Raw genomic sequence first — 12,724 nt, forward strand, 5'->3', positions numbered from 1 at the left:
TGGAGAACTGCGTTGCCAGTGAGTCAGCCTTCGCGAGCAAGCTCGCTCCCACATTGGATTTAGGGTGCTCAGCATTTTGTGAACAACAAAGCTCCCCTGTGGGAGCGGGCTTGCTCGCGAAACCGGCCTCACAGCCGACCAATCCCTGACTGAATGCACTCAGTCAAATGGTGGGAGCTGGCTTGCCAGCGAAGGCGGCCTACCAGCCGACCAATCCCAACCTGAATGCACGCATTCCAACTGTGGGAGCGAGCCTGCTCGCGAAAGCGGCCTCCCAGCCGACCAATCCCCAACTGAATGCACACACTCCAACTGTGGGAGCTGGCTTGCCAACGATGGCGGCCTCCCAGCCGACCAATCCCCAACTGAATGCACTCGGTCAAATGGTGGGAGCTGGCTTGCCAGCGAAGGCGGCCTACCAGCCGACCAACCTCCTACCTGAATTCACGCATTCCAACTGTGGGAGCGGGCTTGCTCGCGAAAGCGGCCTACCAGACAAAATCAAAACAACAGAGCAAACCCCGCAAATAAACATCACCCCGCAACCACGTTTAAAGTACACGAACCGTTACGCCATACCGGCTACAACGCCTTGCGCCGTTACCTACGCGTACGCCAGAATCCGCCGGCTTACACGGCTATGGGCCGGGCTATATCGTTTCCCTGTCACTGAAAATCAGTGATCGGGTTTGGTAGCCCGTTTCATTACAGTCGTGCGCCACATTACAGATCCGTTTTTGGGACTCTGCTTTATGGTGGCCATGCGTGGGGCTCCTTCGGGAGCGCCGGGTTTACTGTTTTGACCGGTCTACCAACCCACAAATGGCCGCCACCCTTCGTTTGGTAGCGAGAGTGATGGCTCCTCACTTATTCAAAACAGCGAGTCACCTATGTTCAAAGCCACACCCAACCCCCCGGACACCTCGATCCCGTACGACCCAGCCCTCGACCCGCAGAAGATAAAAGCGGCAACCGACCGCGCCATCAACTTCTACCTCAACCCCGGTGCCCTGAAGATATCGATCCCTTCAACCTCGTCATGCAAGGCGAACAGAATCTTCCTCATCGACCCCACCGTGGACGAAGAAACCTTGCTCGTCGAAGCCTGCGAATCGTTAGCCGCCGCCAGCGACATGGCCCGCGATATTGGCGACGTCGTCGACCACCCACAGCGCCGGGCCATGCTGATGCTGCATCAGGTGATCATGCTCAGTGAACTGATGGTCAACCGGGTACTTGATGGCCGCCGCGTGCCGAACTAACTGCCCGGTCCCCCTGTAGGAGCTGCCGAAGGCTGCGATCTTTTGATGTTGCTTTTAAAAAACAAGATCAAAAGATCGCAGCCTTCGGCAGCGCCTACAGGGAGTCATTCTTCCAAAGTGCCTCGATCGGAGTTCCAGCTGATGCCCGAAACCCCACCCAATCCGCCGGCCACAGACCCGGTATCACCCTACGAATCCCTCAACTCCAGAAAACTCCACGAAGCCGCCGAACGCGCCCTCGACCATTACCTCGCCCCCGCGCAAATCATGGCCACCCCCTACACCCCCAACAGCATGTTCCTGGTCAATCCACAAACCGACACCGAATCCCTGCTGGCCAACGCCTGCGAATCCCTGGCCTCGGCCACGGTGATGCTCGGCGATTTCGCCGGGACGCTGGAAGGGCCGAGTCGTAATACGGTGTTGGGCATTGCGCAGGTGGTGATGCTGGGGGAGTTGGCGGTGAATCAGGCGCTGGATAATGTTGTGCCAAAGGAATAGCCGACAGCAGTAATGGCCTCATCGCGAGCAGGCTCACTCCTACAGTGGATCTGCGTTGGTCACAGCTTGTGTGCCCTTCAAAGATCACTTGTAGGCGTGAGCCTGTTCGCGATTTTCATTAAATAAATGCATTTCTTTATCCCTCCAAACTTAGCGAAGTCGAGTGACAGCTTGAACTTCACAGCATAATTTAAAGTGTTGTTTTTTAAGGCGGGAGAGCTAGGCGAAAAGTCAAGGTGCATGCCGTCAGGATACTGATAGTCGTGAGCGTTAATTGCGTTCCTGATTGTTTTTTTGCGGTCCAAGAATTGGCCTGCATATATTTTGAGTGATGAAGATAAAAATTCCGATAAGGCTGTGCTCGGATCAATTGATCGGGGTAAAACTTTCGTGGGAAAGCGTTATCCCTGCCAATAACCTCCTGTGTCTACTTCAGTTCATCGAAAACACACCATCATTTAGTAGCAAGTGCTAAGCACCTCCCCACCTAGGAGAGGCGCTTAACGTGGATTACAAGTTTTCGTGTCAATGATACTCTTGGATGGTGATTTCCTTCACTGCCGCGTTAAAGGCAACAGAAGTTTTTAACTTTTGAAAGAGACCGAACTTAGAAGTATACGCATCACAGCTCCGTTTGATTCTCCAGACGTCATCACAAATTTGATTGTATTGAACGCTTGACCGCTGGATGGGGCGACCTCTCTGTCAATTATAATACCAGCGCCATTGCCGGGGCCGTCGTAGAGTAATATTGAGCCCACCACAAAATTGCCTTGTAAGAGTTCAAGCTGGACGCGTATCGGATATGCGGTGTCAAGAATGCATTTGATTGTCGCGCTCTTAACGCTGCCTTGGTTTAGTGCTAAGGAGTACGCCAATAAGCTCTGGGTACTATAGGCAAACAGAACACTCACTAGAGCATAAATCGGATCATCGTTAGACTGGACTAAATGTCTCCTTTGCCCATTCCCGGTACTTGTGATAATCGTTACTTTGGTGCGCGTCCCCTCGAGATATGCACCAGTGTTTTCGATAGGTACTTCATGTGGATATGACTTAAAGTCTTCGACGAAGTCAATGAGATCGACCACGTTGACTATCCACTCTCCCGACTCCGTCCCGCTGCCATACAACGCCTTGGCTTTGAACACATGCTTCGTACGTGTCAGCCCGGTCATTTCAATCGTCCATTCGCCTTTGACATCGGCCCTGGCCTTTTTGCCAGTGGAGGTGGCTCCGTCGTAAATCTCCACCTCAAGAAAGGTGTTCGCCGTCCCCGTCAGGCGGATACGGGTGTCAGGAGTACTTCCACCATTGCTGATTGGCTGCCCGTTGGAATCCTGCGCGGCGGTGATGGCCGGCCTCACGCCATTCAACGCCGTCAAACGCCAAAGGTTCGATGTCGGATTGTTCGCGTATTGGCCAACGGCCTTTAAGGTGTGCAGTACGTCCAGCGATAACCCGCTCACGGTACGGGTCCAGGTTCTGTCGGGGCCAGCTTCCGCGATGCCTTTGGAGATTGCACCGAGGAAAACTTCCACCTTCTGGCCATCAGGCGCGGAGCCAGTGAGCGTGACGCTGGTGTGCACGGTATGACCGTTATCGGGAATGTTCCAGTTGCTCTGATCTTTTACTGAGGTGATGGTCAGTGCGGTATTGGCCGTCACCGTCAACGTCCACGCCGCGGATACCTGCCCACTGCCATACAGCGCGATGGCGGTGAAGCTGTGAGCGGCCACGCTCAAGCCTGTCAGGGTCAGTTCCCACAGGCCGGTCGTCAGGTTAACCGTGGCTTCACCTTTGACGGTGGTGCCATCCTTGATCTGGACTTTCTGACCTTTGGCACCGGCCCCTGACAACTTGATCTGGGTATCAACGGTGAATCCGCCTTTGGCAATCTCATTCCCTTTGGAGTCGATGGCCTTGGTGATGGTCGGTGGGTTACTGGCCGTCACCGTCAACGTCCACGCCGCGGATACCTGCCCACTGCCATACAGCGCGATGGCGGTGAAGCTGTGAGCGGCCACGCTCAAGCCTGTCAGGGTCAGTTCCCACAGGCCGGTCGTCAGGTTAACCGTGGCTTCACCTTTGACGGTGGTGCCATCCTTGATCTGGACTTTCTGACCTTTGGCCCCGGCCCCTGACAACGTGATCTGGGTATCAACGGTGAATCCGCCTTTGGCAATCTCATTCCCTTTGGAGTCGATGGCCTTGGTGATGGTCGGTGGGTTACTGGCCGTCACCGTCAACGTCCACGCCGCGGATACCTGCCCACTGCCATACAGCGCGATGGCGGTGAAGCTGTGAGCGGCCACGCTCAAGCCTGTCAGGGTCAGTTCCCACAGGCCGGTCGTCAGGTTAACCGTGGCTTCACCTTTGACGGTGGTGCCATCCTTGATCTGGACTTTCTGACCTTTGGCCCCGGCCCCTGACAACGTGATCTGGGTATCAACGGTGAATCCGCCTTTGGCAATCTCATTCCCTTTGGAGTCGATGGCCTTGGTGATGGTCGGTGGGTTACTGGCCGTCACCGTCAACGTCCACGCCGCGGATACCTGCCCACTGCCATACAGCGCGATGGCGGTGAAGCTGTGAGCGGCCACGCTCAAGCCTGTCAGGGTCAGTTCCCACAGGCCGGTCGTCAGGTTAACCGTGGCTTCACCTTTGACGGTGGTGCCATCCTTGATCTGGACTTTCTGACCTTTGGCACCGGCCCCTGACAACTTGATCTGGGTATCAACGGTGAATCCGCCTTTGGCAATCTCATTCCCTTTGGAGTCGATGGCCTTGGTGATGGTCGGAGGGTTACTGGCCGTCACCGTTAACGTCCACGCCGCGGATACCTGCCCACTGCCATACAGCGCGATGGCGGTGAAGCTGTGAGCGGCCACGCTCAAGCCTGTCAGGGTCAGTTCCCACAGGCCGGTCGTCAGGTTAACCGTGGCTTCACCTTTGACGGTGGTGCCGTCCTTGATCTGGACTTTCTGCCCTTTGGCCCCGGCCCCTGACAACGTGATCTGGGTATCAACGGTGAATCCGCCTTTGGCAATCTCATTCCCTTTGGAGTCGATGGCCTTGGTGATGGTCGGTGGGTTACTGGCCGTCACCGTCAACGTCCACGCCGCGGATACCTGCCCACTGCCATACAGCGCGATGGCGGTGAAGCTGTGAGCGGCCACGCTCAAGCCTGTCAGGGTCAGTTCCCACAGGCCGGTCGTCAGGTTAACCGTCGCTTCACCTTTGACGGTGGTGCCGTCCTTGATCTGGACTTTCTGACCTTTGGCCCCGGCCCCTGACAACGTGATCTGGGTATCGACGGTGAATCCGCCTTTGGCAATCTCATTCCCTTTGGAGTCGATGGCCTTGGTGATGGTCGGTGGGTTACTGGCCGTTACCGTCAACGTCCACGCCGCGGACACCTGCCCACTGCCATACAGCGCGATGGCGGTGAAGCTGTGAGCGGCCACGCTCAAGCCTGTCAGGGTCAGTTCCCACAGGCCGGTCGTCAGGTTAACCGTGGCTTCACCTTTGACGGTGGTGCCATCCTTGATCTGGACTTTCTGACCTTTGGCCCCGGCCCCTGACAACGTGATCTGGGTATCGACGGTGAATCCGCCTTCGACAATCGCTACCCCTTTGGAGTCTTCCAATCCGGTAATTTCTGGCCGCACATCCTCAAACGCTTTGATCGTGTAAGTGCGCACTGGGAAGGGCACCGCCTCGCTTTCATTCGTGCTCTTGCCGAACGCGGCTTTGAACTCCATGGTCAACGGGCTGCCATCCTTAAGGTTTCTCAAGCCTGCAAAAGCGATGCTCCGCTCGTAATAACCTTGTTCGAGCCACTTGTCGCTGACCATTGAGCCTGGTGCCGTATGAATCTGCAGGTTGTAGTCGCTGCCATCAGCGTTCGTCCCTTTCAGACGCAGCCAGACATATTGGCCTGTGGCAATCAACGGCCAGACGCCCATGCGATAGGTGGCATTGCTGGTGAGATTCCCTACATTGAACTCCTGGCCCTCGCCGTCATCGTCGGCGTCCATGATCACCGGCAGGATCAAGCTTGAGTCCGGCAGAGTGCCGACATTCAACAACAGCGGCAACGAGGTCCGGGGCGCACCGTTGCGGGTAACGGTGTACGTCACGGTGACGGTTTTGCCCAGGTTGAATGCCAGCACGGTGACCGGCAGTTCGATTGTCAGTGTGGTTTCACTGATGGGTCTTGCCGGGGTGGTGTGCGAGCCGCCGGCGGCAGTGCCGGGTGCGCCGGTCCAGGTCACGCTGAGCAGATCGCTGAACAGCAAGTCTTGCGAATCGATGTTGACGGTCAGGGCTTCCACGGCCTTGATCGGCTGCAAGGTAGTGCCATCGGATTCGGCCTGTTGAACCTTCGGCCGGGTCAGCAGCACCGCTTCGCCGACAGTGAAATTCAACGTCCGCGAGTAGCTGATACGTTCCGGCGTGGCGCCTGCCGCCACCCTGAGGATTTCATACATCGCGTCCACGGTGCCGCCGCGATTGGGTTCGATGTGGGTCTGGACGAAGGTCGGGTTCAGGGTGAAATCGATGGCTCTACCGGCATTGAGCGAATTGATCGGCACCGAGTCGCTGGTCTTGCCGGTTTTCGAGCCGCGCCAGGTATAGGTGACCTTGTCACCCGCTTTGGTGGGTTCGGCGGCAGCCTGGGCGGTCAGTTTGCTCGAACCGCCGGGCAGGTCGTCGGGTTCGAGTGTTCCGCCGGCCTCACCGAGGACGATGGGCGCGACCAGTTCCAGCAGCGGTTCACCCACCCGCAACAGAGCATGGTGCAGTGACTCGCGCCGAATGATGCCCCCATCGCTGCCCTCGGCCATCAGCACGTAGAACAAATCCAGCGTACCGCCCTCGATGGCTTTGAGGTGTTTGCCTTCGACGATGATCGGGATCGGTTCTTTGTCGTCGATATCGCCCTTGCTAAGGGTGTGCCAGTCCAGCTCCGGGTCGTAGACGCCGAAATCCTGGCGGGTGCCGACCCAGCGCAGAATGATGACCATGCCCACCTGCATCATCGGATCAAAGGGGATGACGGCGGTGGTGTACACCCGATCAGGGTCGAGTGCCCCTTGTTGCGCATCCAGGGCAATCGGCGCGAGCAGGCGTCGGGTTGCTCCGATGATACTGACGAAGCGCCCCTTGGAGGCGCGATCATCAGACCCGCTGCGTTCCACGCGATAACTGAACACGGCCTGGGTTTTGGCCAGCAAACGTATGTCGGCGCTTGGCAGGGCCAATTCGTAGATGTTGCCCACGCTGATGAGCGGCTCGCCGCGGACTTCAACGCTGATCGGTTCGCCGTCCAGCGTGGTGCCCTTGCCCAGGCCGATGATCACATCACCGATCCGGAAGTCGGGTGCGTCGACCAATACCTGCAAGGTCAGCGGCGCATCCCCCAGTTTGTCCATGTCCACAACGCTATTGAAGGCCTCTTTGACCATGGGAGGCGACAGGCGCGTGTTGCCGGTATCGACGGCAATCTCTACTGCGGCGCACCAGTCTTCGGAGCGGTTGTCGACAATGTCGTGTACTTCAAAGGCTACAGCCAGGCCATCGGTATCGCCGGCGGCGAGGATGGTGGCCTTGTCGACATGGATGATCAGTGGATGGCCTTGCGGGTCATCGATGTGATCCTGGGTCACCCGTGGCGAATACACAAACCAGCCACCCCAGGTCAATTTGCAACGGTCACCCACGGCCATGTTGGGGTAGGGCAACAGGCTGCTGCTGTCGGGTTTGGCCTGGATGATGATGTCGAGGCCGGTTTCGGCGGTTTCCTTGTCCACGCCATCGTTGATGATCCGCGGATCGATGTACATGTACAGCTCGGAATGCCCCGGGGCACTGCCGTTTTCATCCTTGCCGCCGGGCCGGTCGAGTTTGACGAAGATATTCACCGGAGGCAGCGAAGTTTCCGGAGTCTGTTCGAATACCTTGACCCGATATTGCAGCGTATAGGCCCCGGTCACGAACTTCTGGGGCGGGACATACAGGGTGACACGCTCGCCGACATCCCCTGGCTTGACGAGGGTGGTCTGGTCGACCTGAATACCGTCGAGCAGCAGCTCGATGTGGTCACCTAAACCCATAAGGTTCCAGGGTGGGCAATAGACTTTCAGCCCCTTGTCGGGCGCCAGCAACTGCGCGGCGGCAATATTGATCCCCCACACCCCTCCCTCCAGGGCTGGCTGCGTACGGTCGGGTATTTCCAGTTGCCGCAGAGACTTTGGGGCCGGGAGGCGAGGGCGCTGAATAAGCATGCTGAAGACTCCAGAGTCGTGGGGAGGCAAAGAAGACGCTGGAAGTTATTTAGGGGCAGGGGGCGAGCGTTGGCTACTGTCAGAAATTACAGGTAAGGACGTATTTGCGATGAACGGTCGTGAGCCCTAGCCACTGGATCGCCGCATATCAATGTGGGAGCGCGCTTGCACGCGAACAGGCCGGCATATTCACCATCACAGGTGTCTGACCCGACGCCTTCGTGAGCAAGCTCGCTCCCAAAGGGGGATTGTCGTCGGACACAACACTGTGCCTACACGACTACACGGTGGGCGCGAACTTCGTTTCGGATAAACGCCACAGTTCATTTTGCGTCGAGGACCATGGTCGTTTCCGACGGACGGTAGCAATACCTGTAATTTCTGACAGTAGGCAGGGCTTTTTACCCGGCATTAAATGAAGCCATCACCCAGGCAGCTCCAACCGCGCTGCCGTCAATGTCGAAAAGGAAGTCCGGAGATGGCGAAGTCCAAAGAACCTGGCGAACAGGCATCCGTTGACGATGCGACTCTGGAAGCTGTGCAGATCGACGCGCCGAAGGTGCCTGCCGTGCTGGATCCCGATGACCCGTGGGGGCTGCTGCCATTGTCGGCACTGGGTGATGATCTGGCCGTCACGTTCATGGATTTTCAACAGGGGGCTCCTGGGCCGGGCGAGGCCGATCGGGTCGAGCTGGGATTCATGTCTAAAGGTGCGGCTTTTGAAATGGTCGCTGAAAAGTGGTATCCGACCAGCGACCTCATCGTTTTTCCGCAAACACTGAAAGTGCCGAGTTATCGGCTCAAGGAAGGTGTTTACGAGGTGGCGATCCGGATTTCCAGGTACGGCAACAATCCGGTCGAAGGTGAACGTAAAACCCTGACCATCGATACCAGTAAACCCAATTTCGGCAACACACCTGGCCCGGTGGTATTCCCTGCCGAGTTGGGCGGAGTCATTACCGAAACCTATCTCATCCAGGAGGGCGAGGTCAGTGTGCTGGTGCCTTGGTATATCGATGCAGCAGTGGGCGACCGTGCCGAGTATTACTGGACCGATAACGCCAGCCCGCCGGACTCTGAAGTGCCGATACGCGAGCAAGAGTTCAGCCCGAAAGATATCGCCGACAAACGCCTGCGCATCACCGTGTACGCCGATGAGATTCGTGTCTGGGGCCCGGGTCGTCGCGCCCTCTATTACTATCTGAGGGACCGGGCCGGTAACGAAGGGCCCCGCTCCATTCTTTCGTGGATCGAGGTTGACCTGTCGCCCTCACCGGGTGTGCTGCAACCGCCCAAAGTGCCGCTGTCCGACCGGGGGGTGCTTGATCGGCAACAGGCGCGTGACGGTGTGGTCGTGGAAATCCCTGAGTACGACTTTGCAGACGCTACACACTGCGCTGCCATCTACTGGGATGAGATTCTGGTCGATGAAATTCCAATCGATCCTGCGGACTTTCCGGCGATTGTCCCGGTGCCATGGATGAACTTGCACGCCAGGGGCGACGGACCGCGCCAGGCCAGTGTCTATTACCGGATTCGCCAAGGCTCGACGTATGGGCCTCCTTCTCCGTCGACTTTGGTTGCCGTCGACTTGACGCTGGCAGGACAGGACCATGCTAACGCACCGGTGCTGCTCAACGCAGACCTGGCGCTGGTTGAGGTGTATGGAGAAAAAACCCTCACCCTCAATACCTTGCTCAGCGCCGATTACGGTTATCCGGCCACGGTAAAACTGAAACTGTATGACGCCCCGCAGGCCGGCCAGGTACTTGAGCTTTATTGGGGAAGCTACCCCGGTTTAGTTGCCCGCTATGTGGTCAAGGCTTCAGATGTGGCCGGCAAAACAATCAGGTTTTCAGTGCCCTGGAATGTCATCGATACCGATAAGGAGAATCCGGCACTGCCCGTTTATTACACCACCAGTAATGGCGTGAATCAGCAGCAGTCGCTGCCAACTCCGGTCAGGGTGCAAATCGTTCCGATAACGGATCTGAAAGAGCCGGTCTTTCCAGATGCGGGAAAAGAAGGGGTGCTTCATTGCTGTTCCAGACCCCGACTCTGGGAGGGCGTCAAAGTCAGAGTCCCGGCCGATGCACGCATCGAACAGGGCGATGTCATCACCCTGGTCTGGCAAGGTTGTGCCGGGCCTAACGGCACCCAGCCGATTGAAGGTACTTACGCAGAAATAAGACGGGAGTTGACGACGTACCAGCCCGGGGAGGATGTCGACATAGTCGTTGACGACTACGACACCCTGATTGCACCCATGGTCAATCGAGGTTCTGCACTGGTTCATTATCGGTTGAAAAAGCGCAATGGTGACCGAGGTAACTCGCTTGCAGACTTCGTGATCATCAATCGCACCCTGCCCAGCGGTGAAATATGTTCACCCACCAACGATTTATGTAACGAAAACTGACGAGTTTCGCTTCGTGCAAGTGCAGTAAATGCCGGGTGTCTGTCTGGAAATCTGTAGTGGGAACAGATGGCCTGGCGAATCCATTTGATCAGGAGAACAGGCAATGAACAACTTGAAGATGTTATCCAAGGCAGAGGCTGCCCGTAGAAAACTGTATGTGTTGCGCCAGTCGCTGAAAAAACGGTCGATCATAGCACCGGAGGTTGTAAATTTATTACCGGCACTTCCAGGCGATCAAAACGTGAAGAAGTTGCAATTATATCGTCAGGGACAAAACTGCGATGTCCAAGTCGTCGATGTAGAAAGGCCTGAGGGTTCCACACCGGATGAACTATTCATCGCTTTGTTCAAAGGAGACAACTTAGTGTCAAAAAAATGGATGCAAGTGCCTGAATTTAGCGATGATTTTATATTGGAATTATCAGGGCTTTACACTGCTGATCCTGGCCTGTTTAATTTGAAATACGTAGTTGATTACGGCGGTGTTCTTACTGCATCTGAAGTGTCGCAGTTTTATATCGATAACGTAGCGCCCAACCATGGTAACCCGGGTGATGTTGCGACACCGCCCGACGTAGTAATTGATGGGGTGTTGACGCGTGAAATTCTAGATGCATACCCGAACATAACTATGATCGTGCCTGTGCCCGATGATGTCGCACAGGGTGATATTTATCGTGGTTATTATGGGAATCTGAAGGAAGGTATTCTTGTTGGTACTTTTATTGTTGATGAAGATTCGGGTGCTCCAATCGAAATTAATATTCCTACGAGTCTGATTAAAGGTGTGGGTGAAGGCAATTTTAATTTTTACTGTGTGTATCAAGATCGGGTGGGAAATGTCGGGAAGGATGGCTTACCATTTAAATTCACTGTGGAACTGACACCAAGACCCAGCGGTCTGCAGCCACCAAAGGTCCCAGTGAACGATGACGGTGTAACCGATCTGAAGGATGCCTACCCTGTTCTGGATGTGGTCATTCCAACATTTGACAATGGCTTGCCAAATGACAAGGCCGTGGTCACTTTCGATGGAAAACCTCAGGCTGGCATGCCTACCGACGGCACGAGTCCAGTGATCGTCAGCGTTCCTTTTGCAGATGTGGCGGCCGATGACGATGGACCTCGGGAGGCAACGGTGACTTACGCCATCGTTCGCAATGGCAAGGAATTCCCGGAACCAACAGGGGAGACAGTCCAGATCGATTTTACTATCCCCGGCCCCGATAATCCGGAACCCGACCCGGAATTGGGCAACCCGAACCTGGACATATTGGTCGTCAATGGCTCGAGCGAAGATAATGTATTGGTGGAAGCCGACATTGGCACTGATGTCAATATAGATCTGGACTTTCCTGATGACCTCAAGGCCACCGATGTTATCACCCTCGTCTGGGAAGGCCAGAAAGTTGCCGCACCCGAAGGTGTGTATACAGTGACTGGATTGGAAGACCCTGATTTCAAGGTCCCATTCAAACTTAAATCGGCGGTGTTTGAAGAAACCAAAAACGGCAGGAAAACAGCTCGTTATGTGATTACCAATCCGGCCAATGGTGAGAATGAAAATCCATCCCCGCCTACCCCAGTCAAAGTCTCTATATATCCCGTGACCTTGCCTGTTCCGGTCATCCAGCATCTTTATACCAATCCGGGAAATATCACGTATCTGAATTGCGATTCGCTTCGGGATATAGCCGTCATTGGGTCGGCTGCAGTTGTCCGGGTCGCTGGCGGTGGCTCTCTTGAAGCAGACATGAAATTGGAGTTTGTCTGGTCGCGAAGCAAGCTTGAACCGGGGGCGCCTGATATTGAGGATTATAAGTTCGAGAAGACATTGCAGGGCAGTGAACATTTAAATGGGTTTGAAGTTTACTTGCCATTCGCTGATGCACTTCGCCCGATCAAGGACGGGAACGGCAAAATTGTATATTCAACGGTTATCGATGGGGACACTCATTCCTCTGCAGAACATGCGGTCAGGGTCGTTGTCGCGGATTTCAACGATATATATTGTGACGGATCCACAGACGCGTAAAAGCGTCTTTTGAAGGGCGGAGGCGTGTATTGCGCTTCCCTCCTTCTGTCTGTCCGTGTACTGGGTATTAATCTCTATCAAGTTAAGGATTTTTCCTACAGAAAGAATGATGGGCTCCTTGTACATTGCCCCGCAGTTTTGCTGGTAATTCAGCGCAAGCATTTCCCTCGAAAAGTGGTAAGGAGGTCATATGGGTTGTCGTACATATCTGTTTTCA

General features: G+C 55.6%; 5 protein-coding genes. 4 read left to right on the top strand and 1 reads right to left on the bottom strand.

Annotation, left to right across the window (positions count from 1 at the left end):
* Window positions 1–890 precede the first annotated feature (890 nt).
* Window positions 891–1,262, top strand: coding sequence for a DUF6124 family protein (locus AC1RBR_RS07500; RefSeq protein ID WP_135295709.1), 372 nt, complete (start codon window positions 891–893; stop codon window positions 1,260–1,262).
* Window positions 1,263–1,403: 141 nt separating this feature from the next.
* Complete coding sequence (locus AC1RBR_RS07505) at window positions 1,404–1,763, top strand: DUF6124 family protein (RefSeq protein WP_492563687.1); 360 nt, start codon at window positions 1,404–1,406, stop codon at window positions 1,761–1,763.
* A 584-nt stretch (window positions 1,764–2,347) separates the two neighbouring features.
* Here the strand turns inward: AC1RBR_RS07505 and AC1RBR_RS07510 are convergent.
* The gene (locus tag AC1RBR_RS07510; protein WP_492563688.1) at window positions 2,348–7,963 is read right to left on the bottom strand and encodes a hypothetical protein; all 5,616 of its coding nucleotides are present in this window, start codon (window positions 7,961–7,963) and stop codon (window positions 2,348–2,350) included.
* Window positions 7,964–8,531: 568 nt separating this feature from the next.
* Here AC1RBR_RS07510 and AC1RBR_RS07515 point away from each other — a divergent pair.
* Together AC1RBR_RS07515 and AC1RBR_RS07520 are read left to right on the top strand one after the other, a co-directional pair.
* Window positions 8,532–10,472 (top strand): hypothetical protein, encoded by a 1,941-nt coding sequence (locus AC1RBR_RS07515; protein ID WP_492563689.1) that lies wholly within the window; start codon window positions 8,532–8,534, stop codon window positions 10,470–10,472.
* 103 nt (window positions 10,473–10,575) lie between these two features.
* Complete coding sequence (locus AC1RBR_RS07520; RefSeq protein ID WP_492563690.1) at window positions 10,576–12,507, top strand: hypothetical protein; 1,932 nt, start codon at window positions 10,576–10,578, stop codon at window positions 12,505–12,507.
* Window positions 12,508–12,724: the final 217 nt, after the last annotated feature.

The sequence above is a fragment of the Pseudomonas sp. GW823-FHT01D03 genome (genome assembly GCF_058798255.1).